Source organism: Tianweitania sediminis (assembly GCF_017813335.1).
GTDB lineage: Bacteria > Pseudomonadota > Alphaproteobacteria > Rhizobiales > Rhizobiaceae > Tianweitania > Tianweitania sediminis.
Window position 1 is genome coordinate 383,242 of the sequence record NZ_JAGIYY010000003.1, and the last position, 18,525, is coordinate 401,766.

At 62.0% G+C, this 18,525-nt stretch carries 33 protein-coding genes and 1 pseudogene; 1 reads left to right on the forward strand and 33 read right to left on the reverse strand.

Annotated features, from left to right (window positions below; translation table 11 throughout):
* Positions 1–2 precede the first annotated feature (2 nt).
* From J5Y06_RS12370 to J5Y06_RS12520, 32 genes and pseudogenes are all read right to left on the reverse strand, one after another.
* Positions 3–593 (reverse strand): phage protein Gp27 family protein, encoded by a 591-nt coding sequence (locus J5Y06_RS12370; protein ID WP_209335450.1) that lies wholly within the window; start codon positions 591–593, stop codon positions 3–5.
* Between the two features lie 2 nt (positions 594–595).
* Positions 596–886: a VpaChn25_0724 family phage protein gene (locus J5Y06_RS12375; protein WP_209335451.1), complete on the reverse strand. Its 291-nt coding sequence runs from the start codon at positions 884–886 to the stop codon at positions 596–598.
* A 16-nt stretch (positions 887–902) separates the two neighbouring features.
* The gene (locus tag J5Y06_RS12380) at positions 903–1,214 is read right to left on the reverse strand and encodes a VpaChn25_0724 family phage protein (RefSeq protein WP_209335452.1); all 312 of its coding nucleotides are present in this window, start codon (positions 1,212–1,214) and stop codon (positions 903–905) included.
* Positions 1,211–1,648 carry a DUF2730 family protein gene (locus tag J5Y06_RS12385; protein WP_209335453.1) on the reverse strand — a complete coding sequence of 146 codons (438 nt, stop codon included), beginning with the start codon at positions 1,646–1,648 and terminating at the stop codon, positions 1,211–1,213. Before J5Y06_RS12385 ends, J5Y06_RS12380 begins: the two co-directional genes overlap by 4 nt.
* 3 nt (positions 1,649–1,651) lie before the next feature.
* Positions 1,652–2,059, reverse strand: a complete 408-nt coding sequence (locus tag J5Y06_RS12390; protein ID WP_209335454.1) for a hypothetical protein — start codon at positions 2,057–2,059, stop codon at positions 1,652–1,654.
* Between the two features lie 5 nt (positions 2,060–2,064).
* Positions 2,065–2,295 carry a TraR/DksA C4-type zinc finger protein gene (locus tag J5Y06_RS23570; RefSeq protein ID WP_209335455.1) on the reverse strand — a complete coding sequence of 77 codons (231 nt, stop codon included), beginning with the start codon at positions 2,293–2,295 and terminating at the stop codon, positions 2,065–2,067.
* A gap of 7 nt (positions 2,296–2,302) precedes the next feature.
* Positions 2,303–2,845 carry a hypothetical protein gene (locus tag J5Y06_RS12400; protein ID WP_209335456.1) on the reverse strand — a complete coding sequence of 181 codons (543 nt, stop codon included), beginning with the start codon at positions 2,843–2,845 and terminating at the stop codon, positions 2,303–2,305.
* 22 nt (positions 2,846–2,867) lie between these two features.
* A complete protein-coding gene (locus tag J5Y06_RS23075) occupies positions 2,868–3,605 on the reverse strand; it encodes a peptidoglycan recognition protein family protein (protein WP_245247795.1) in 738 nt (245 codons plus the stop codon).
* A 95-nt stretch (positions 3,606–3,700) separates the two neighbouring features.
* Positions 3,701–4,114, reverse strand: a complete 414-nt coding sequence (locus J5Y06_RS12410; protein WP_209335457.1) for a helix-turn-helix domain-containing protein — start codon at positions 4,112–4,114, stop codon at positions 3,701–3,703.
* Positions 4,111–4,323 carry a hypothetical protein gene (locus J5Y06_RS12415; protein WP_209335458.1) on the reverse strand — a complete coding sequence of 71 codons (213 nt, stop codon included), beginning with the start codon at positions 4,321–4,323 and terminating at the stop codon, positions 4,111–4,113. Before J5Y06_RS12415 ends, J5Y06_RS12410 begins: the two co-directional genes overlap by 4 nt.
* A gap of 5 nt (positions 4,324–4,328) precedes the next feature.
* Positions 4,329–4,904, reverse strand: a complete 576-nt coding sequence (locus J5Y06_RS12420) for an MT-A70 family methyltransferase (RefSeq protein ID WP_209335459.1) — start codon at positions 4,902–4,904, stop codon at positions 4,329–4,331.
* Positions 4,901–5,140, reverse strand: a complete 240-nt coding sequence (locus tag J5Y06_RS12425; RefSeq protein WP_209335460.1) for a hypothetical protein — start codon at positions 5,138–5,140, stop codon at positions 4,901–4,903. The genes J5Y06_RS12420 and J5Y06_RS12425 overlap by 4 nt, the downstream gene beginning before the upstream one ends.
* Positions 5,137–5,376, reverse strand: a complete 240-nt coding sequence (locus tag J5Y06_RS12430; protein ID WP_209335461.1) for a hypothetical protein — start codon at positions 5,374–5,376, stop codon at positions 5,137–5,139. The genes J5Y06_RS12425 and J5Y06_RS12430 overlap by 4 nt, the downstream gene beginning before the upstream one ends.
* Positions 5,376–5,807, reverse strand: coding sequence for an ASCH domain-containing protein (locus tag J5Y06_RS12435; RefSeq protein ID WP_209335462.1), 432 nt, complete (start codon positions 5,805–5,807; stop codon positions 5,376–5,378). The genes J5Y06_RS12430 and J5Y06_RS12435 overlap by 1 nt, the downstream gene beginning before the upstream one ends.
* Entirely contained in the window at positions 5,794–6,504 is a 711-nt protein-coding gene (locus J5Y06_RS12440) for a gp16 family protein (RefSeq protein WP_209335463.1), read from the reverse strand. The genes J5Y06_RS12435 and J5Y06_RS12440 overlap by 14 nt, the downstream gene beginning before the upstream one ends.
* Entirely contained in the window at positions 6,501–6,782 is a 282-nt protein-coding gene (locus tag J5Y06_RS12445) for a hypothetical protein (protein ID WP_209335464.1), read from the reverse strand. The genes J5Y06_RS12440 and J5Y06_RS12445 overlap by 4 nt, the downstream gene beginning before the upstream one ends.
* Positions 6,779–7,216: a helix-turn-helix domain-containing protein gene (locus J5Y06_RS12450; RefSeq protein WP_209335465.1), complete on the reverse strand. Its 438-nt coding sequence runs from the start codon at positions 7,214–7,216 to the stop codon at positions 6,779–6,781. The genes J5Y06_RS12445 and J5Y06_RS12450 overlap by 4 nt, the downstream gene beginning before the upstream one ends.
* Positions 7,213–7,551, reverse strand: a complete 339-nt coding sequence (locus tag J5Y06_RS12455) for a hypothetical protein (RefSeq protein WP_209335466.1) — start codon at positions 7,549–7,551, stop codon at positions 7,213–7,215. The genes J5Y06_RS12450 and J5Y06_RS12455 overlap by 4 nt, the downstream gene beginning before the upstream one ends.
* Positions 7,552–7,744: 193 nt before the next feature.
* Complete coding sequence (locus J5Y06_RS12460) at positions 7,745–8,077, reverse strand: hypothetical protein (protein ID WP_209335467.1); 333 nt, start codon at positions 8,075–8,077, stop codon at positions 7,745–7,747.
* A gap of 11 nt (positions 8,078–8,088) precedes the next feature.
* Complete coding sequence (locus tag J5Y06_RS12465) at positions 8,089–8,763, reverse strand: DUF3164 family protein (protein ID WP_209335468.1); 675 nt, start codon at positions 8,761–8,763, stop codon at positions 8,089–8,091.
* Entirely contained in the window at positions 8,750–9,076 is a 327-nt protein-coding gene (locus J5Y06_RS12470; RefSeq protein ID WP_209335469.1) for a hypothetical protein, read from the reverse strand. The genes J5Y06_RS12465 and J5Y06_RS12470 overlap by 14 nt, the downstream gene beginning before the upstream one ends.
* Positions 9,073–9,423 (reverse strand): hypothetical protein, encoded by a 351-nt coding sequence (locus tag J5Y06_RS12475; protein ID WP_209335470.1) that lies wholly within the window; start codon positions 9,421–9,423, stop codon positions 9,073–9,075. The genes J5Y06_RS12470 and J5Y06_RS12475 overlap by 4 nt, the downstream gene beginning before the upstream one ends.
* On the reverse strand, positions 9,423–9,677 hold the full coding sequence (locus tag J5Y06_RS12480; protein ID WP_209335471.1) for a hypothetical protein: 255 nt from the start codon (positions 9,675–9,677) through the stop codon (positions 9,423–9,425). The genes J5Y06_RS12475 and J5Y06_RS12480 overlap by 1 nt, the downstream gene beginning before the upstream one ends.
* Positions 9,677–10,729, reverse strand: coding sequence for an AAA family ATPase (locus J5Y06_RS12485; protein ID WP_209335472.1), 1,053 nt, complete (start codon positions 10,727–10,729; stop codon positions 9,677–9,679). Before J5Y06_RS12485 ends, J5Y06_RS12480 begins: the two co-directional genes overlap by 1 nt.
* A gap of 53 nt (positions 10,730–10,782) precedes the next feature.
* Complete coding sequence (locus J5Y06_RS23080; protein WP_245247824.1) at positions 10,783–12,003, reverse strand: transposase domain-containing protein; 1,221 nt, start codon at positions 12,001–12,003, stop codon at positions 10,783–10,785.
* 81 nt (positions 12,004–12,084) lie between these two features.
* Positions 12,085–12,795, reverse strand: a pseudogene (locus J5Y06_RS23085) (DNA-binding domain-containing protein); the annotation flags it as partial.
* 3 nt (positions 12,796–12,798) lie between these two features.
* Entirely contained in the window at positions 12,799–13,260 is a 462-nt protein-coding gene (locus J5Y06_RS12495; protein WP_209335474.1) for a hypothetical protein, read from the reverse strand.
* Entirely contained in the window at positions 13,257–14,078 is an 822-nt protein-coding gene (locus tag J5Y06_RS12500) for a ParB N-terminal domain-containing protein (protein WP_209335475.1), read from the reverse strand. The genes J5Y06_RS12495 and J5Y06_RS12500 overlap by 4 nt, the downstream gene beginning before the upstream one ends.
* A complete protein-coding gene (locus J5Y06_RS12505) occupies positions 14,078–14,392 on the reverse strand; it encodes a hypothetical protein (protein WP_245247825.1) in 315 nt (104 codons plus the stop codon). The genes J5Y06_RS12500 and J5Y06_RS12505 overlap by 1 nt, the downstream gene beginning before the upstream one ends.
* A gap of 44 nt (positions 14,393–14,436) precedes the next feature.
* Positions 14,437–14,592 carry a hypothetical protein gene (locus J5Y06_RS12510; RefSeq protein WP_209335585.1) on the reverse strand — a complete coding sequence of 52 codons (156 nt, stop codon included), beginning with the start codon at positions 14,590–14,592 and terminating at the stop codon, positions 14,437–14,439.
* 161 nt (positions 14,593–14,753) lie between these two features.
* The gene (locus J5Y06_RS12515) at positions 14,754–15,449 is read right to left on the reverse strand and encodes a hypothetical protein (RefSeq protein ID WP_209335476.1); all 696 of its coding nucleotides are present in this window, start codon (positions 15,447–15,449) and stop codon (positions 14,754–14,756) included.
* Between the two features lie 3 nt (positions 15,450–15,452).
* Entirely contained in the window at positions 15,453–15,686 is a 234-nt protein-coding gene (locus tag J5Y06_RS12520; protein ID WP_245247796.1) for a helix-turn-helix domain-containing protein, read from the reverse strand.
* Between the two features lie 194 nt (positions 15,687–15,880).
* Here J5Y06_RS12520 and J5Y06_RS12525 point away from each other — a divergent pair, with 194 nt between their 5' ends.
* Positions 15,881–16,666, forward strand: coding sequence for a helix-turn-helix domain-containing protein (locus J5Y06_RS12525; RefSeq protein ID WP_209335478.1), 786 nt, complete (start codon positions 15,881–15,883; stop codon positions 16,664–16,666).
* Positions 16,667–17,298: 632 nt separating this feature from the next.
* Here the strand turns inward: J5Y06_RS12525 and J5Y06_RS12530 are convergent.
* Positions 17,299–18,414 carry an NAD(P)/FAD-dependent oxidoreductase gene (locus tag J5Y06_RS12530; RefSeq protein WP_209335479.1) on the reverse strand — a complete coding sequence of 372 codons (1,116 nt, stop codon included), beginning with the start codon at positions 18,412–18,414 and terminating at the stop codon, positions 17,299–17,301.
* Between the last annotated feature and the right edge of the window lie 111 nt (positions 18,415–18,525).

The following is an 18,525-nucleotide window of genomic DNA, read 5'->3' on the forward strand; positions in this document are numbered from 1 at the left end:
CGTCAGGTTTCCCCACGATAGGCTTTGCGGATGAGTGCGAGCACCGTGTCCGCATCAACCGGGACCCCGGCTTTCTGTACCGTCTCGACGGCGTCCTGAACCTTCTCGCCGAACTCTTTCTCGACGCGCGATCGGCGGATGGTGGAGAGACCCTGCGCTTGAGCGGCCGCGCGCAGCGCGTTGGCCAGGTTCATGGCGCCTTTGGGATCGACGCCGCTTTCACCCGCGGCCGTGATCACTTCAAACACGAGCGTCTTGATCGCCTCGGCAGCAATGACGGTGAGATCGTCGGACGACTTGGCATCAAACTTCTCTGCGAGCGTCGCGGAGATCTCGCGCGTTTCGTCCAGCCGGCGCGACAAGGTCGCCAGCTTGATGCTGTACCGGTTGAACGCCGAAAACGACGGGATGGAGAAATCCAGCTCGCCATGGTGGTTGCGCCGCAGCTCCTCGAGCTTCGCATAGAAGTCCTGGTAGATTTCGAGCTGGGTCCGTTCGCGATCGCGCAGCTGCTCGTTCGCCCACGCAATGATGGGCGTGGCTGCTTCTGGCAGCATCTCGATCCCTGAAAGTCGACCGCGCCCAACCGCCATGATCAGCTCCAGCGCGGCCGAGAAGCGATGCCGTCGATGTTCGAGCGCTTCTCATAGTGCTCCAGACCGGCGCGCGTGATCCCTGCAATCAAAAGATCGCCGGCGACGGTGATGTGGATGGCATCAAGCTCCTCGAGCTTGCGCAGCTGCGTCCGCAGCCACTCCCGGCTCCGGGAATAGCCCTGCACCGCAAGAGCGCGATCGAGCAGCGTCTCGTTGAGCCGGCCGTCCGACTGCTTGTTGAGTTCGCCAAGGATCGCCAGTCGGGCTTCCTCGTTCAATCCGTCGCTCATGTGTCTCCTCCTTGCGCTAGTGGCCAGGTCCGGGGCGTTTGATGCCGGGCAGTGTGTGGCGGCGCAGAACGTGATCGGCGCCGGCCTGCGTAAGCTGGCTGACGAAGCCAGCAGCACCTTCGATGTTGCGGACGGCGCCGGCGCTGTTTTCCAACCAGGCAAGCTGGGTTCGGACATATGCGCGACCGCGGTTGATCGCCCACCTGGTGACCAGCAGATCGTCGAGCATGGAATCCGTCATCCGATAGTCCGGTTGCTCGGCCAGAAGGCGCAGAATGCAAAGGCGGGCGGACATGTCGTACATGTCGTTGTAGCCTTCGAAGATCATGTCTGCCCTCCTTGCCCCTTGCGTGCGGCCGCGGCGTACATGAAGTCCTCGATGCGCGATATCGCGGCCGCGCTGGCCTGGATCGTCATCAGCGCGGATTTCACTTCACCTTCAAGGCGCGTGAACGAAAGCTCCAGCCGGTGATGATCTTCCTTCGTCGGTCGGTTCTTGAGGTCGAGCTCGACTATGCCCAGCCGCTTCTCGATCTCGTTCACAGCGCTCAGCCGCTTCTCAAGCTCGGTGACCTGGTTTTTGACCGTCTCGATGCCCGTTGCCACAACGGTCATCTTACCGCTGTCTACCAGCTGCGACTTGTCTCCGATGCCGGAAAAGCCGAGCAGCTTGAGGAGCGTAACAACGACGAACACGGTGCCCACGACTCCTGCTGCAAGGGCGGGTGAATAGTCGACCATGAGCTTGATGTACGGGTCCATGCGTCAATCCTGTCGCTTGAGCCCGAGGTAAACCGCCGTAACGATTATCGAGAGCGCGAACGCCGTGTGACTCCTTGCCGTCAGCGGCGAGGTGTCCGCGGCCCAGAAGGAGATCGCGATGATTGTCCAGATGCCCGTGGCAAGCATCATGGCCACGAACCGGATCATCGTCGATCCACGGATAGGACCCAGCGCGACGAGTTGGGCGGCAATGATGCCTGCGATGATCAAAGCCCAGCCATAAGGCGGCAGCGAGCTGAAGGACGCGTAGCGCGGGAGCGAGAAGATTTCCGGCTTGGTCACCAGGAACTGGAGCCAGCCCAACAGCATCACGAGGCTCGTAAGCTCGATTGGCCGGGCAAGATCCCGGCCAAGCACGTCGCCAAGCGCGTGCAAGATCTTCTTCCGCATTCCAGTCACGCGCATTTCCGTCTCAGTGCCTTTTCGTGGATCCGCTGACAGTCGATGCAGCGCCGGGCGAAGGGCGCGGCCCCGCGGCGCTCATCGTCGATCGGCAGCATGCAGTCTTGGCACTCAATTGTGCCTTGCGTCCGGACCTGGGCCTGAGCCCTCTCGACGAAAATGCGGCGCTCTTCTTCGGCTCGGAAGTCCGCGAGCTCGAGCGCCGCATTGCTGACATAGGACATCAGCCGGTCAGGGGCCGATCGACGCGGTGGAGACGCCGTTTACGCCGATGGCCGGCGATGTCGCTTCCCGCTCGGGGTCGATGAGCACGCCATCAAGCCGCGCCTCAATCATGTCCGCCAGATCGTCACGGGTCTTTTCAAAGTGCTTCAAAGCACCGGGAATGGCCTTCAAGGCATACTCGGCCGCGATCTCGATCGCCTGGCTTTTAACGTAGATCGGGATGCCGCCGGCCGCCCGGTCGCCCAGCTTGGAGATCGCGTAGCCGATTGCTCGAGCCAAGCCCTGCTCGACCACGTCGCGCTGCAGCGCATTGGTCTTGAGACCCAGCCAGCCGGTGACCTTCGTCAGCAACCAAACGGCAAGTGCCATCAGGACCGCGAACAGGATCGGCGCCAGCCAGGAGAGAGTGGCAACAACAGTCGGGCCGAGGTCGATGCTTCCACCGGGATCGACCGTCTGCGCCAGCGCTAACGTGGGCTCGACGATGATGGCAGCGAGCAAGATCAAACATGACGCAGCTGCGAAAAACAAGCTTCGTAGAAAGCGCATTGCAGAGCTCCTGGTAACGGCCTCAAGCGGCCTGATTGACTTCGAAGAGCCCGCGCAGGCGGGCAACCGTGGTGGCGTCGAGAGTGCCGGTCTGTTTCAAGCCGACGCTCGATTGGAAGGCGCGGGTCGCGGCCTTTGTCTTCTCGCCGATGATCCCGTCGATCGGGCCGAGCACAAAGCCGGCGCGCGTCAGCAGACGCTGCAGATAAGCGTCACGCGTATCGGGGCCTTCGAGAACAGGTGCCGTTCCTGCTTCGAGAACGACCGGCTTCCATGTCCCTCGGATGTCTGCGACGGCAAAGCCTTTTGATTCCGCCCACGGGATCACGTCAAACACGGGGCAGGCCTTCAGATGTTCAAAGGGCTCGATGATGCCGTTGCCGTTTCGGTCAGGCGACAGATCGCGGTGGCCGCACCAGCGAATACCGGGGTAGCGCTTGTCGAAGAAGCTCATGGCACTTGCCAGAGCCGGGAGGAGATGACGGACAGTCTCGAAGTCGGGGCGGCCCTGGGCGTCAACGCCGCCGATCATGGCGAGGCCAAGCGCGATCGAATTGAAGCCGGCAACGTGGGCCCCCACGGCATCGTAGCCGCGGCCGACGTAAACGTGCCCGGATTGCCCAAGAACGGCATTGTAACCGATGTCGGACCATCCTTGCGCCATATGGATCTTGCGCAGTCCGGAAACGCCGCCGCTCCAGCCGGGCGGCGTCGCCGTGACGTGGATGACGCCGAGGGTGGTTTTCTTGCGGTTGGGCATGAACGGCTCTCGGCACACAGATGAAGGGGCCGATTTCGGCCCGTGCCGGTTGTCGCGTAAGTGGGATTAAGGGAGCGGAGCCCGTTTTCGGTTGCCTAGAACAGAGTGCCCTGTTCGTCGTCATCCCGATCGCCATCCGGCTCCTTCAAGCGTCGGCGATGCTCATTCACCGTGGAACGAGCGACCCCAAGGCTGGAGGCAGTGCTGCTGATTGAGTAGCCTTTGCGTGTCATCTCGGCAATGGCTCGCTGTCGGCGTCGTTTCTCGCCAACTAAAGCGGGTGGAATGACGATCTTCATGCCACCGAAGTCTGCCGCCAACTTCCTCGCAGCTTCCATGCCGATGAGCTTCGGGAGCCAATGCTCGTTGTTGACCCTCTGCGGAATGTAGATGGTTTGGCACGCCTTCTCGTTCCCCAGGAGAAGCGCCGCGCGAACGCCCGCCACATCGGCGATGCGGTTCAGCAGCGGCGACAGCCAGGCGCGATCGGGATCGTGCTGCTCGGTCACGACTGTTCCCCGATCTCGCGCTCCAGCTCCAGCTGCCGAGCCGTGGCAATCCGCAAGCGGGCTTCAAGCTCAACACGCCGATGGGAAAACCGCTTCAGCCGCGAAATGCGGCCCACGAGGTCCTCGCGCTGTGACTGCAGGCGCGTGATCTCACCCTGCAGGCTCCAGTTCAGGAGCGGCAGCTGTGGTGGGTGAGATCGGCGCGCCATGAGGATCACTCAGCCGCCTCCGCCGTGAAGCGACCGCTCTGGTTGCCCCAAACCTCGCGACCAGGCCAAGCCTCGCGGGCGAAGAGTTCGCAGCCGAAGACATCCGGCAGGAGCTGGTCGATCATCTGCCGGGCTTCCGGCGGCTTGCGGGAATGTTCCCGCCGCAGCGAGTCGATCAAGTTGCGCACGGACTTCGATCGAAGCGCCGGCTCGCCGATGGTGCCGATCAGGAACGGCTCTGTGGCGGAGCGGAAGATGTACCCGGTGCCGAAAGCTACGCCGCCCTGGCTGCCTCGTTTCAGCCAGGCGCCACCTGTTTTGTAGGTAAAGCCCCACGCCTGCATGACGCGCAGCGCGATCGGCAGATGCGGCCAGGTTGACCACAGGAAGAGCAGGCAATCGCGGGAAGCAAGATGCCCCACCGGCAGAGCCGAGATCTCGGCTTCACTCATGGTGTCGTAGTGCGCTTCGGGCGACTTCCCATAGCCCTTGTCCGAACGCATCTCATAGGACCAGGGCGGATCCGCCAGGATCACGCCGTACTTCAGCGGCCGGAGCGTATCAAAGGGCCAGCTGCTCATGGTGCGCCATCGCCGGCGCGCTTGGCGGCCACGTAGGCGCGAATGTCAGTTTCGTTCTCCTGGCACCAATGCAGGGTGGCGAGAACCGCCTCCATTCTCTTCGTGCAGAGCTCTGCTTCGGCCTCACGCATTTTCCCCCGGCTGATGAGACCGGGATAGACACTGCGACGAAGCGCCAGCTCGCGGCGCACCTCGGCGATCTGGCCGACCAGCGGGATCTTGGCCGGCGAGGTCATTGCTCACCCGGCCGAATGCCCCGGATAGTCTCCATGAGCTGGGACTTTCCGCCGTTCGCCTTCCAGATGAGGCTCAGGGTGAGGCTGCCGTCCTTGCATCGCGTGACCGAAGACTTTCGGGAAAGGGTCCAGCCGTCGCTCATTCGAAAGAGCGGGTGTTGTTCGATCCTGTCGGCCGCGATTTGCTCGAGCTTCTCGAAGGCGATTTTCACGCGGCCGACTTTGCGACGGGTCATCAGGAGGGCCTCCATTCAATCAGCACGCCCTCGAAGCGGCCGACGCCGTGATGCTTGAGCCAGAACGCGCCCATGTTTGCGCGGGCGGTGCTGTGATGCGTTCCTGCGGCTTGGTTGAAGTCTGCTGGCGCAAAGCCGTCGAGCTGGGCGAGCGCCTCAATCTCGCGGGCGTCGAGCACCCAATCGCCGATCGTGATCGATGCGATTCCTGCGTCCAGGAGTTCCGACGTCGAGATCTCGATCGGCCGCACCGCCACGCAAAGCGGATCCTTGTCCAGGAGCTTGGTGCAGTGGCGCGTCCGCATGCCGGCGTAGAGCTGGATCGGCTCGCCGGGACGTGCATGACGCTTGCGGGGAGCGCGGATGGTCTGCCGCTTAGTGAGCGCCGCGACCGCCTGCGCGAAGAACGGTGCGAAGCTATACGCGACCACGGCGCTCGCCTCCTTGCTGCCGGCGGATGCGCTCGCCAAGCGCATTCATGAGCTTCAGCCAGTCGGCGGGTGGCAATCCCCCGACATATGCGATCTCTCCACCGCTCATATCGGGCTCGGGATGGAGGTCGAAGATCGTGGTGAACTCGTGGCCCGTCAGTTCCTTGACCAGCCTGAGGAACGCGGGGCCGTTGCCCATGAGGGTCGCGCCAGGCACGATCTTCCGGAACTGCGCCCAGGCCACGCGAAACCGATCATCGTTGAAGATGGGATGCCGTTGCTTGTCCGCCGACCAGTCGACGCCGGCTTCCCGTTCCATCCATCGCTTCAGCGCCTCGATCGCCTTGATGGCGTCCTCGGCATCGCGAACGAAGCGAACGTGGTCGATGCCCGTCTGCCGTTTCACGAAGCTGACCAGGGCATCGTCCGAGCGATCGCGAACGATGCCGAGGTTCCAGGCGGCGATCCAGAGCGCCTGCAGCTTCGGCGCGAACTTGCCCTCAAGCCGCTTTCGCGACCCCTTTGAGGCCGTCTGAAAGCCCTGCCGGCGGAACTCCTCGATCAGCCGATTCCGCTGATTGTCGTTCATCTCGCGGGTGGAGCTCTTGCCGGTAACTCTCACGCACACCGCTCGGAACGTATCCTCGTCCAGGCCGAGCTGCTTCTTGGCGACATGGATGGCGGCAAGTGCGCTCATGGTTGAGGATCCTTCTTCGGCCGAGCGACGAGCTCGAAGCCAATGACGTTGAGAGCGGCATCAAGGTCAGCGACTCCCGGCTGCCGGCGATAGCGCCAATCGGAAACCGTGCAGCGCCGGTGACCCGAGCGCTCAGCGATCTCCGTCACAGTGGTCATCTGCCGGTTCGCCTCCTCAAACAGGAAGCGAACGAGCGGATGGCTGTGCTGCGGAATAGGAAGTTTGCCGCGCCAGCGGGTGCCGAGGCGGTTGCCGGATCTGGATCGATGGGAGGTCATCGCTGATCTCTCCTCAATCCGGAGAACTCAGGCTTGCCGCCGGCAAGCACCTTCGCAAGCGCTTCGACGCCTGTGAGCTGGTAGCCAAGGCTATGGATGGTCCGGATATCGATGCCGCAGCCCTGGACCTTTTGTCGAGTGTGGCAAACGTGAACGTCTACATTCTTCGGCTGCGGCCAGTTATCGTCAGGTCGATCCCAGTATAGTGCTTTGAGAAGAGCTTCTTTGCTGCGCGGCTTTCCGTCGGCTAGAGCCATCAAGATCCGCATCTCGCTCGGTGTCAGGCGAAGCACTCGATTGAGATGTAGTGGTCGATCTGGGCGGGCTGCCGAAGCGAGAGCCTCAACCTGCGCTTCTAGTTCCTCAGCATAGGTCATCAACTCGCTGCGGCTTAGACGTTCAATATCGAAGTCCCTGCGGGCCGCAACGATCATCGTCCGGCCTCCTCCAGCAAGGCAGCGGCACGCTCTGAGATCTCCGGCCTGAAGAAGCCAAGGCGGATCTGGATAGGCGATGAAAACTCCGCAGAGCCTCCCTCCAGGAGCGGCTGATCAATGCATTCCGCCAGGCAGTCGGCGAGCCTGCTTTCCAGCGTCGCCTCGTGCGGAACGTTCACGCCAAGTTCGGCATCTATGGCACGGTCGAGATCCTCGCCGCCAAGGATCGTGTTTTCAGGCACGCGCCCAGCGAAGATGCCGCCCACCGCGATATCGACCTGGCGCGTTTGACGATCGCGCAGGAAGCGATAGCGTGCGGCATCAGCCTCCATTCTCTTCTGCAGACAGTCTTGGCAGTGCGAACACAGATCCTCGTCGGCCCAACACAGCAGCTCGCCGTCGATTACGCAGCCCGGCTCGATATGGGTGATGCCGCACTCCCTACATTTTTGCGCAGGCGCGCACATCTTCGCGTACTCGGACGAACAATGGTGGGCGGGAAAGGCGGGGGCTCGGTTCATTGCCTCAACCCTCCCTCGGCTCGATCGGCGCCGGACCGGAGCCCTGCAGGTTTACGGGATCTGTCGCGACCTCTTCGGTCACCGTTTCCATGGACTGAACGCGGGCATAGATGCCCATCGGCCCGATCTCGCCGTAACCCTCGACAAACTCTTTGCGGTTCCAGCCGAAGTCGAACACCTCGCGGGCGGCGAGTTGGGCGATGTGCTGCGCATGCAGCTCCAACGTGTCGAAGGGAAAGAAGTGCTCGATGAACTCCTTGTAGAACTCCGGTGTGAAAGCCCTCTCGTCGAGCTTGACCTGCACGACGCTGGTAACGGTGACTTCGAACGTCTTCATCGCCGCCTCCTTCAAGCCTTCGCCAGGTCGATCGTGACGGCCTGCCAGCCGTCCTCGATCGAGCGGCGCTGGTAGCAGCGGACGTAGGTTTTCGAGCCGACGACGCGCATTGCATCGCGGATAGCTTCCATGGCCCGCTTCCAGCGCTCGTCCTCGATTTCCATGCGCAGCAGCATGAAGATCTCGGAGCGATTGATCTGGCCGGCCTTGTCCGTGTTGAAGGCGCGCGTCACGAGGGTGCGGATCTCCGCGCGACTGTCGGCCGACCACTCGGTCAAGCACTCGTCGATCAGCGCTTTGGCGACCTGGAGCTGCGGGCCGAAATCGATGTGGTCCTGCACCTGGACCTGCACCTTCATGAGGCCGTCGAAGGTCATGAAGGTTTTGTTGCCCTTCGTGCCGCCCTTCTTCGCCCCGTACTCCTGCTCGAGGAGCGCCTCGAAAGCTCCGAGATCGTTGAACGTGTGCTGCTTGAAGCGCGTGATCTGCGCCGAAAGCTCGCGAGCGTAGCCCATGACCTTCCGGACTGTTTCGTCTTCCAGCTTGTCGGCCGGCTTGATGGATTCCACCGGGACAAGGTTGCCCTTTGCATCGGGCATGTAGTTCTTGCCGTTCACAACTGTGACGCCGGCGTCGGGCTTCTCTTCCAGGATCACGGCCTGGGCGGTCTGGTCATCCAGCTGCATGTTCGTTCTCCATCGGTTCGTTGGTGCCGCCGTAAATCGTGAAAAGGATCCGGCGCACTTCCTGGGATTGCAGTTCGATAGCGGCCTCTCGGGCCGCGTCGCTGTTTGCCTCGCCGGTCTTTGGAAGATCGAGAGCGCGGACAAGCAGATCCGCTTCGACGACGGCCTTCCAGAACAGCTCCACCGCGTGCGCCATCTTGATCACGCTGGCAGCGCTAGCCATGTGCCGGGTGGGGTTGGCGATAACCCGGCCGGCGGCGTCGAGAACATCGACGCGATCGACCGCAGCCATAAGTTTCTCGAGGTCGCTCATGCCGCTGACCCACCCGTGTCTGCTTGTTCGGCAGGGATCGGTCGAGGCACGATCGGGAACAGCACGACGTTCGTGCCAGGGACGCTGAGAGCGTCGGCAAGGCGCAGCTGCTCGCGCCGGCGCTGCTCGCGCTCCTCGCGCTCCTCGCGCTCCTCGCGAGAAAGCCGGTTCCATTCTTTGCGGCTGGCAAGGTTTTCAAGCTCGCGAGCGCGGTGCCACATCGCTCGCAAACACTCCCGCACATATCGCGCCTTTCTTTTCGTCAGGGCGCGTTCACCGCTTTCGTGAGCGAAAAGCATGGCGGACAGATCCGCGATGCCGTCTGAGAGTTCCAGCGACATGCCCATCAGCTTTCCCTCCGAGAATGAAGGCTGACGACATTGCTGCCGCCCTCCTTCACCTGCAGGGACTTGGCTGCTTCCTGTTCCAGGTACCGACGGCCTGCCCGGTGAGCCTCAAGCTGCCGGTGGGCCAGGAGCTCGGTTTCAAGGGAGACAGCCAGTTCCAGCATCAGCTGCAGGCGCTGGGCAACTTGGTGAGCGCCGCGCCGCTTGGCGATGTCGGCGAGATCCCGCAGCTCGGTCGAGAGGGTGGCATCCATTACTGCCACTCCACATCGCGGTTCTTCCAGGCTGCTTCGATGTGCTGTCGGGCGACCGTCTCACCCCGGCCGGTCGCGTACATCACGGCCAGCTTCATGGTCTTGTCGATCTGGCCGAGCGCGCCGCCTTTCTTGCCGATGCCGATCAGAAACTTGACCGCCTCAGGATCGGAGACATTCCAGGCGGAGATGAAGGCGCGAAGATCTTCTTCGTGCGGCCGAGTGCGCTGCAGGCGCTTGCCGATGCGTCGCTTGATCTGGGCAAAGGAAGGACCTTCCTTCCCGCCCTTCCCGTCATCGCGGTTGCGGAAGCGGTTGTAGATCTCGGTGTTGCCGACAAGCGCAACGCCGCATTTGTAGATGTCGACGAAGTGGCGCAGCTGGTCGACCGCCTCGTCGGTCAGGTTCTGTGCCTCATCCACGATGAGCAAAGTACCAGCGCCGGTGCGCTCCAGTCGTCGGCCGATCGCGCGCTTCAGTTTCGCGGGATTATGGACCATCACGTCGAGCTCGGCTGCGAGCTCGGAAAGCATGCCGTGAACGGTTTTGGTGTGGGGCGACATGGTCGCCATGAAGACGTGCGGCCGCGATCCAAGGAACTGGCGACACGCTACGGTCTTTCCCATCCCGGCTTCGAGGGTGATGATCACCATGTCGGCCGCCATCTGGGCCCAGGTGAGCGTTTCGATCACCTCTACGGCGGCTTTCGTCTTCAGGAACGCTGGTGAGCTCGGGATGCTTGCCGCGAGGCCAGATGTTTCCTCGACGGCATCGATCCACTGCTGGACCTGCTTGTTCGTGTTATCGAGGCGGCCTGTGTATTTGCCTGAAAACCATTGGGAGAAGGTGCCGTCTGCCATGCCGATGCGGCGAGCGACCTCAGCCTTTGTCCATCCGTTCTGGGTCGCAACGGCGATCACCATGTCCACCAGTGTCCACCACTGCTGGATGTCTGTTTCTGAGCGGTTCGAAAGCCCCTTATCAGGACCTTGAAGCGGGCGCTCCCAAACCGGTGCGCCCCTAATCTGGCTTGTGCCGACGATCTCGTTCATCTATTGGGTTCCTTGAACAAAGCCCTGTTTGCAGGGCGGATTGTTGGGCGGGATCACTCCCGCCCATTTTTTTGGGAACCGTACTCGTTACTTCCCGGCGTATTCCCTTGCGGGAATTCATGGATCGAAGCGCCGCCGGAGATCCGGCTCAGAGCTCTCGAAAAACTGGCTTCAAAATCGTCGTCCTCGTGCTGTGGGATGTGCTTCACAGCGAGATTGCCCGTGACGAGACGGGTGATGCGCGGAGGCGCGGATGGCGGCTGCTCCTGAACCTCGGGCTCTCCGCTCGAAAGAATGGCTGCAAGCTCCTCGGCCGACATCCTGGCGAGCGCGCGCCGCTCGGCCGCGAGCGCCTTCTGGTGGTCGTTCCGTGCCCGAGCGTGCCGGCGAGCAGCATCGACGTCATAGAAGCCGGTGTCCGCGATACACTCTGCATCGCCCACCAGGACATTGCTTTCGTCGTAGACCTTGATCGGCTTCGTTAGATGATCCGGATCGAACCGGACCGTTACGTAGCGGCCGGCGAGCCGGTTGAGCTCGCGGCACCAATAACGGTTGCCGAACAGGTGGATCTCGCCGCTGCCCTTCTGTGCCCGGATGCGTTCTGCGGCCAGAAGCCAAAGCGCGCGCTGCGCGTTGCTTGGCCAGCGGACGATCGTGGCCGGATCGGCCATGCTGGCCTGGAACGTCTCGTCGAAGCTCCGCCCGGCGCAGACCTTGGAGGTGCGGCCGGTGCGGGCGTTGTGCTCGGCGATTTGTCTGTCGACATGCGCCTTGAACACGTCCAGCGGTACCGCATGCGATGCGTAGTTTTCCGGCTTGGCGTCCGGCCTGTTGCCTGTGAAGGCGCCCGCGCAGACCGGATGCCGTGAGATATCGTCGGCCAGGTCGCGCCAGGCGCGCTCGATTGGCTTGGATTGACCGGAATAGGGTTGGGTCCAGCGCAGCTCAACACCGAGGGCGGTAAGCAGGCCCTGAGGATCTTCCTCGCGAACCTTGAAGCGGTATCGGTTCGGGGAGCCGCCGCTGATCCATTTCGAGGCGAAGGCGCGGCCGTTGTCGAGCGTGATCCTGTCGGGAATGCCGAACCGCTCGACCATGTCGCCGATGACCAGGCGGACGGTTTCCTTGTTTTCGGAATCGGTCAGACGCCAGGCGAGCAGCTTGCCGGAATAAAGGTCCTGAATACCGAGCAGGAAAAGGCGGGTAACGTGCCCGTCGTCGAGCCGAACGAACACATCGAACTTGTGGCCATCCATGTTGACGGCCTGCATGGCGTGCCCCTCATCGCGCAACCGTCGCTGCGCAGGAAACAGGGACTTCGCCTTTTCCTTCCCTTTGCGGGCAATGATCTGGACGGCCTCGGGCACCTCGGCATCGAGTCGGCGCCGCAACGAACGCTCAGCTGGGATTGGCGCCCACTTTTTCTTCTTCGCGGCCTGCAGGAGCCGACGATAACAGCTCGAAAATGTTGGCGCTTCTGCTCGCAGATAGTCTGACGCGAGGAACTCCCAAGCATCCGGATGGCAAGGGGAACGCTCGGCCGTGGCAGCGGCGGCGAACGCCGGTGCAAGGGCAGCGAGCCAGTCCTCACGGGGATGCGCCTGCACCAGCCCGTGCCAGTAGTAGATGGTCCTCGGGCTGACGTTGAACCGTTGGGCAACCACCGAAACAGCCGCATTAAGGACGAGCCCTCCGCTCCGGAGCTCGTCGATGGCTTGAAGTGCCTTAAGTCGCTCTTCACAGGTCGATTTATGTCCGCTGCAGAGTGCCTCGTATCGCGCCCATAGAGCAGCCTTCTGTGCCGCCTTCTCGTCGACGTCGTCGTTGGCGGGCGCTGCATGGACGATCAACAGTCGCGCCTGCGCCTCTCGTGGAAGCAGCGACAGGTGATATTCGAAGCCGCCTCCGCCCGATCTGCCACTCCGCTTCCGCGCTTTCGTGCCCTGCCCTCGCCATCCTTCGCGGGCGACGAGCTTGTCGTAACCCTGGATGGACTGCGGCATGCCTGGGAGCTTTGCCTCCGCCAATTCGGCCAGGGAGAACCATTCCTTCGCGGCCACCATCGGTCAGCGCCCCCGCCGTTTCACATTGACGGGGACGGAGCGGAGATTGCTTAGCTTCTGCGCCAGCGCCCGCTGTTCCTGTTGCAGAAGCGCGATCTCGGCGAGCCGAGCCTCATCCCCCTCAAGCAGCGTGAGGCCGTCCTCCGAGACAACCATGTCCCAAAGCCACACCGCACCTGTTGCGCGAACGAAGGCCTTGAACCTCGTCAGACTGATGTCGTGAGTGTCTTTGCTTTCGGCCGTGTAGGCGTCGAGCGCTGCCTTGCTGATGGAAGGCAGTCCGAGATACTGCGCCATGCGTGCTGCGATCACCGGTCGGTCGTAGGGGCACTGCCTGATCGCCTCGGCCATGGCGCGCTTCAGCTTGGAACGGAAACGCTGGAGGTCGATCTGCTTGGCGGCGGAGCGAACCGGAAAATGCGGTTCACTGAAGAGGTCGAACTGGTCGGGATGGAGCTTGCTCATGAGCCTGCTCCGTCCGCTTCGTTCGGTGCGGCCTTGATCTCCGTAAGGAACCGCGCGCGGGTCGCGGCATTGGCTCTCGCCCATGCATCCATAAGGGACGAGAAGGCGGCATCCTGGGCGTTGATCTTGGGCCTCGCGCCCTCGACCAGCACCATGGCCTTGCTGAGATCCGGACCTTCCGATTTGAACGCGATCGCCATCCGGCGCTGTTTGGCCGGTTCCATCTTGGCGAGCTTGAGAAGCGCTGACTGATTGTCGGCGATGGCCGTTCCGCGTACCGCGCTCCGGACCTCGGGGTGAAGGTGCTGAGCGATGAGATTTAGCCGCTTGATGGAACGGGAAGATACCCCCATCCGATCCGCGACGTGCTGCGCGAAGCCGCCGGCTTCCGCCTCCTCCTCCAGTAATTGGGCCAAGTTGGCCCTATTTCCTGGACGACCCGCTTCGATCTTGCCGTACTTGCCCTCCCAGACCTGTCGATAGGTGCCAACGAAGGTGGCTCGATCCATCACCGACAGGTCGTTCCGGAAGAGATTTTCGACTACCTCGATGAGCTGCGCCTCGGCCTTGTCTGCTTCGACGATGACCGCCTCGATCAGGCTCTCTTCGTTGATCTCGAAAGCCCTTAGGCGATGAGCGCCAGCCACAAGCGTGTAGCTCCCGCCTTTTGCTGCCGGCGTGGCGCGAACTGTGACCGGGTTGATGAGGCCATGTTCCACGATCGACTGCGCGATCGCGAGCGCATGCTCCTCTTCAACTGCCCGCAAACGCTCTGGAACGACGATATCGCTGATGGCGATCTGCTTGACCTGGACCATCAGGCAGCCGCCTTATTGATCTTGGCGTCGAAGATCTCGACCGCTCGATCGGACATGCGACGGTAGGCGCGCTCGAACATGGGATCGTCCAGCCGCGTGTCGATCGCAATGACCGCGAAGTTGATGCTGGTTCGCTGGCGTGCCTGCATTGCTACGATACGCCTTTTCGGGACGTCGAAGCGGACGGCCAGAATGTGGATGGCGATCTGGCGAGCCAGAGCCGCGTCGAACCATTCATGCGGCGGGTTGATGATGTGGCGAAGCGCCAGGTGGCGAAAGCCTGTCTGCACCGCTGCATAGCAGCTAGCCAGCATGGCCTGCAGGCGCTCTTCTTCAGAATAGGGGTTCAACGTCACGATTAACTCACAAGCAGGCGGATGAGAGCGATCACAGTTGCGCTCAGCGCGGCGGCGGCCATGAGCGCGTCGTCGAGCCGATTGGCTGCGCGGCAGAACTGCGAATGTGCGGGAATGAAGGGGTTGCGATTGCCAATTTCGGCAGCGCTTTTCGTCATTGTGGCAAGAGGATCCGCCGACGATGCTGATTGTGTGGCGCAGGGCAAGACTACCGGCCTGACAGCCGGAGCAGGACGCTCGAAGATTGGATTGACCTGCTCTGCCGGCACTGCCGGATGGCAAAGGCTAGAGCATCTGGAGGCCTGTTCTGCGTCACGCATCAGCGTTTTGCCTCCACCTGGGGCGCATAGGTAGTGGAGAACGGCGCATGACCTCTGTGGCTATCGAGACGCATCCAGAAGCGATGAATGGCGCTGATGCTAGGTGTTCGCTTTTCCCCGAACCTGGCGAGCGCACTACTGTGCACCACGGCAAGCTCGTGCTGCCGGTGGAGTTTGATCAGGTACTCGCGAACCTCGATATCGCCCCAGAACTTTGGATATCTCTTGTGCCTTTGGCCTGGAAACATGGGCAGATGCGCGACTGCCCGCGCGAAGGTGGCGCCTTCGCTGATGGGCTGGAACTCGGTTGCCTGCTCAAGCACGGAGATGCGGCGCTCGAACGCCTGCAGTGGGTCGGAAGCTGCAGGCGAGCTCCCGTGCCGCCAGGCCAAGAAAACTCGTATGACCTGGGCGCGCACGGCCGCCGCCTTTTCGGTGCGGCTAAACATGCAAACGAGAAGAGCTTGGGCTTCGTTGAGCCAAAAACCTTGGTAGTCGGGCCTCCCACCGGAAACGGTTGTTGCGCCCCGGTAAGTTTTGAGAGGACCGAAGCCCTCCATCTCAGGGCGATTCCGGATGATCATCTCGCGCACCCTGCGGGCTCGGCCGAGGCCGAGCACTTCGGCCAGTTTAACGTCTTTGATGCGAGGTTCGGCCGCAACTTCGCGCAGATCAGAGAGAGTCAGCGCGCGCATGATCTAAGCAGCCCGGTTGTTTTGCGGGCGCGATTTCAGACTCGCATTTGGTTTGTCGTACTTGCTAGAAAGTATCTTGGATGTCCGGATCGGGTAGCGGTCGGGGAAAAGCTTGGCGACCGCAACGCCGAGGAAGTCAGCAATGGCAGCCTCGGCCTTGCGGTTCACGCGGCTCCCCGCCTGCCGACAGGCGGAGGGATCCAGACCGTTGAGTTCGGCCAGCTTCGTCAGCGTCATCCCACGCCGGTGAAGCTCCGCCTTGATGGAATGCCAATCCCAATCTCTGTGCTGGGTCATAGGTCTTCCTCGCTTTAAGCGGGCTGTTCGCGCAGCCCGCTTTTTGTGGGTGATCGAAACACGAATGCGAACGGCAATTGGGGTTCACACAGAGGGAGGTATGCCAAGTTTTTTGGCATGTCAAGTTTTGCGGCATGGATGAGGTTGATATTGCGGAGCGCTTCGTTGAGGAGCGGGAACGGCTGGAATTCTCACAAGCCGCGTTTGCTCGGATGCTGGGGGTGCACCGAGAGACGCTTCGAAAGTCTGAGGCTGGGTTAAGTGAGTTTAAGAGCAGCCTATTGGCGGCAGCTACGAAGTTAGGGGTGGATGTCCAGTACGTGTTAACTGGCACCCGATCGCCTAATCTTGATGCTGTTGCTCGCAGTGTTTCGATGGAAACAATTAGAGGCAACGTATCCGGCGTGGGGTTCGCGCATACTGGATCTAACGTCCAGATCATCAACACCCATAACCACGTGACTAGGGTTAAGGCGGAGACCAAGCCAGGAGAGAAGCATATCAGCGAAGCGCAACGCGCGACGCTGAAGGCACTTGTCGACCAAGTGGTCGAAACAGAAGACAAGATCAGCACGAAGCCTGCCTCGCACCGGTCGGTTTGGGCCTCGCTGAACGCCCATTGCCGAGTGCCATCTTATTCGCTGATCGCCCTGGATGATTTCGAAAAGGCGCGTAGGTTCCTCAACCAGTGGCTCGGCCGGCTAAGCTCTGCGGCTTCGGCGCCGGTGAAGAATGGAGACAATTGGCGCAAACGCCACATCGCTTACATCAAGATCAACACCAAAGAGCCTGACGAGGCAAAAGCCCTCGCCGACTACATGCGGCGGCGCTTTAAGCATGACAGCGTCTCGCAGCTCGCCAATGACGAGCTTGAAGCGGTCTATCGCTACGTCGCCGGCCGGCGCAATAAGCGGAAGTGAGGTTCGCCGCGCCGCGCGGCGAACTGGTATGTGGTTTTTTCGATGGTGTAGTTTCGCCCTGTCGTGGGGCGAAACCCCGCTGGTAGGGACCACAAATGGACACGCTTTCGCGGCAAGAACCCTTGTATCCTGCAGGTTTGAGCCACGAAAGTTGAGGTTCCCACCAAAGTAGGAACCTCAATTTGGATTTTGGCGGTGTGGCTGGTCATCGCAACGGTTGCGGCGCTCAAAAGACCGCCTTCGCTAAACCGCGCTTCAAAGCCGTTTGAAGAAGCTTCTAGGCCTCATGGGGTTCAACTTGAAGCTCCATTTGAGGGAATGCCCGCCGCCTGCCGCCTTCTGCTCATTCGCATCAGTTTCGCACTTTGCCTGTGTCAAACCGGACGCGCCGCCCGATCCGCCTCGACGCCCCGCACCCCCTTACAGCGTAAGGCATCATCGCCAGATACCGCAGGATCCCGGCCATTCCCGGTCACTGCAATACCCGGTGACAAACAACAGCCGGTCCGTGCGACAATTGCCAGGTGCGCTCAGCCAGATGGTGGTTCCGCTGCGTGCGAGAGACGGGAACGTCTGGTTAGAAGCTGAGGCAAGGTTTGCGTGTGATGTCCGCCTTCCCTCAGAAAAGATGATCAGCAGGTGGTCAGCGCCTTCTGGACGCGATCAGCAATAGCAAGCGAGCTCGTCAGGCCGGGGCTCTCGATGCCGAACAGGTTGACCAGCCCGATTTGCCCATGGTCCGTCGGTCCGTCGATCCTGAAATCGGCGGCCGGCGCGCCCGGCCCCGCAAGCTTGGGACGGATGCCACTATAGGTCGGGCTCAGGCTGTCATCGGCAAGGTCCGGCCAATAGCGGCGGATCTCGTCGTAGAAGAGCGCCGCTCGCCTGGGATCGACGGAGTAGTCTTTGGTGTCGATCCACTCGACATCCGGCCCGAAGCGCATGCTGCCGGCAAGGTCGAGCGTGAGATGGACGCCGAGCCCACCCGGCTCCGGCACCGGGTAGATCAAACGTGAGAACGCCGGTTTGCCGGCGGCAGCGAAATAGCAGCCGCGCGCCATGTAGAGCGGCGGGACGTGGTCTGGCGGGAAGCCCTGAAGTTGAGCGGCCAGCGCGTTGGCGCCGAGGCCAGCCGCGTTGACGAGCCGCGTGGTGCCGATCTCGAAGCGCTCGCCGGTCTTGCCATCGCGCGTCTGCAGAACGAAGCCGTCGCTGCCGATGCGACCGGACAGGATCTCTGTGTTAAGGCTCAGCATGGCGCCGGCATTCTCGGCGTCGCCGAGAAAGGCAAGCATGAGCGCGTGACTGTCGATGATGCCGGTGGACGGCGAGACGAGGGCCGCGTGGCAACGCAAAGCTGGTTCCATGGCCACAGCGGCCTCGCCCGGGATCAATTCGAGATCGTGCACGCCGCAGCTTTCCGCGCGTTTGCGGATCTTTGCCAGAACTGGCACCTGTGCGGGTTCGGTCGCGACGATCAACTTGCCGCAGCGCCTGTGCGGCACACCACGCTCGGCCGCGTAGGTGTAGAGCCGCTGCTTGCCTTCCAGGCAGAGCTCGGCCCTCAGGCTGCCGGGCTCATAGTAGATGCCGGCGTGGATCACCTCGGAATTGCGCGAGCTGGTCTCGGTTCCGATGGCGTCCGCCGATTCGAGGATGAGCACTTCCAGCCCGCGAAGGCTAAGTTCACGCGCGATCGCCAGGCCAACGACCCCGGCGCCGGCAACGATACAGTCTACACGATCCATCAACGCCTTTCCCGCGAGGTGGGAACGGGACGCTTAACCTAACGCGGTAACAACGCCCGGTCGATCATCGCCGCACAAATGGTTGGCGCGCGGACACGAGCATCATGATGG

Coding starts and splice junctions, on each gene's coding strand:
- J5Y06_RS12370 (WP_209335450.1), bottom strand. CDS start 593: ATGGCGGTTGGGCGCGGTCGACTTTCAGGGATCGAGATGCTGCCAGAA.
- J5Y06_RS12375 (WP_209335451.1), bottom strand. CDS start 886: ATGAGCGACGGATTGAACGAGGAAGCCCGACTGGCGATCCTTGGCGAA.
- J5Y06_RS12380 (WP_209335452.1), bottom strand. CDS start 1,214: ATGATCTTCGAAGGCTACAACGACATGTACGACATGTCCGCCCGCCTT.
- J5Y06_RS12385 (WP_209335453.1), bottom strand. CDS start 1,648: ATGGACCCGTACATCAAGCTCATGGTCGACTATTCACCCGCCCTTGCA.
- J5Y06_RS12390 (WP_209335454.1), bottom strand. CDS start 2,059: ATGCGGAAGAAGATCTTGCACGCGCTTGGCGACGTGCTTGGCCGGGAT.
- J5Y06_RS23570 (WP_209335455.1), bottom strand. CDS start 2,295: ATGTCCTATGTCAGCAATGCGGCGCTCGAGCTCGCGGACTTCCGAGCC.
- J5Y06_RS12400 (WP_209335456.1), bottom strand. CDS start 2,845: ATGCGCTTTCTACGAAGCTTGTTTTTCGCAGCTGCGTCATGTTTGATC.
- J5Y06_RS23075 (WP_245247795.1), bottom strand. CDS start 3,605: ATGCCCAACCGCAAGAAAACCACCCTCGGCGTCATCCACGTCACGGCG.
- J5Y06_RS12415 (WP_209335458.1), bottom strand. CDS start 4,323: ATGGCGCGCCGATCTCACCCACCACAGCTGCCGCTCCTGAACTGGAGC.
- J5Y06_RS12420 (WP_209335459.1), bottom strand. CDS start 4,904: ATGAGCAGCTGGCCCTTTGATACGCTCCGGCCGCTGAAGTACGGCGTG.
- J5Y06_RS12425 (WP_209335460.1), bottom strand. CDS start 5,140: ATGACCTCGCCGGCCAAGATCCCGCTGGTCGGCCAGATCGCCGAGGTG.
- J5Y06_RS12430 (WP_209335461.1), bottom strand. CDS start 5,376: ATGACCCGTCGCAAAGTCGGCCGCGTGAAAATCGCCTTCGAGAAGCTC.
- J5Y06_RS12440 (WP_209335463.1), bottom strand. CDS start 6,504: ATGAGCGCACTTGCCGCCATCCATGTCGCCAAGAAGCAGCTCGGCCTG.
- J5Y06_RS12445 (WP_209335464.1), bottom strand. CDS start 6,782: ATGACCTCCCATCGATCCAGATCCGGCAACCGCCTCGGCACCCGCTGG.
- J5Y06_RS12450 (WP_209335465.1), bottom strand. CDS start 7,216: ATGATCGTTGCGGCCCGCAGGGACTTCGATATTGAACGTCTAAGCCGC.
- J5Y06_RS12455 (WP_209335466.1), bottom strand. CDS start 7,551: ATGGAGGCTGATGCCGCACGCTATCGCTTCCTGCGCGATCGTCAAACG.
- J5Y06_RS12460 (WP_209335467.1), bottom strand. CDS start 8,077: ATGAAGACGTTCGAAGTCACCGTTACCAGCGTCGTGCAGGTCAAGCTC.
- J5Y06_RS12465 (WP_209335468.1), bottom strand. CDS start 8,763: ATGCAGCTGGATGACCAGACCGCCCAGGCCGTGATCCTGGAAGAGAAG.
- J5Y06_RS12470 (WP_209335469.1), bottom strand. CDS start 9,076: ATGAGCGACCTCGAGAAACTTATGGCTGCGGTCGATCGCGTCGATGTT.
- J5Y06_RS12475 (WP_209335470.1), bottom strand. CDS start 9,423: ATGGGCATGTCGCTGGAACTCTCAGACGGCATCGCGGATCTGTCCGCC.
- J5Y06_RS12480 (WP_209335471.1), bottom strand. CDS start 9,677: ATGGATGCCACCCTCTCGACCGAGCTGCGGGATCTCGCCGACATCGCC.
- J5Y06_RS12485 (WP_209335472.1), bottom strand. CDS start 10,729: ATGAACGAGATCGTCGGCACAAGCCAGATTAGGGGCGCACCGGTTTGG.
- J5Y06_RS23080 (WP_245247824.1), bottom strand. CDS start 12,003: ATGCAGGCCGTCAACATGGATGGCCACAAGTTCGATGTGTTCGTTCGG.
- J5Y06_RS12495 (WP_209335474.1), bottom strand. CDS start 13,260: ATGAGCAAGCTCCATCCCGACCAGTTCGACCTCTTCAGTGAACCGCAT.
- J5Y06_RS12500 (WP_209335475.1), bottom strand. CDS start 14,078: ATGGTCCAGGTCAAGCAGATCGCCATCAGCGATATCGTCGTTCCAGAG.
- J5Y06_RS12505 (WP_245247825.1), bottom strand. CDS start 14,392: ATGCTGGCTAGCTGCTATGCAGCGGTGCAGACAGGCTTTCGCCACCTG.
- J5Y06_RS12510 (WP_209335585.1), bottom strand. CDS start 14,592: ATGACGAAAAGCGCTGCCGAAATTGGCAATCGCAACCCCTTCATTCCC.
- J5Y06_RS12515 (WP_209335476.1), bottom strand. CDS start 15,449: ATGCGCGCGCTGACTCTCTCTGATCTGCGCGAAGTTGCGGCCGAACCT.
- J5Y06_RS12520 (WP_245247796.1), bottom strand. CDS start 15,686: ATGACGCTGACGAAGCTGGCCGAACTCAACGGTCTGGATCCCTCCGCC.
- J5Y06_RS12525 (WP_209335478.1), top strand. CDS start 15,881: ATGGATGAGGTTGATATTGCGGAGCGCTTCGTTGAGGAGCGGGAACGG.
- J5Y06_RS12530 (WP_209335479.1), bottom strand. CDS start 18,414: ATGGATCGTGTAGACTGTATCGTTGCCGGCGCCGGGGTCGTTGGCCTG.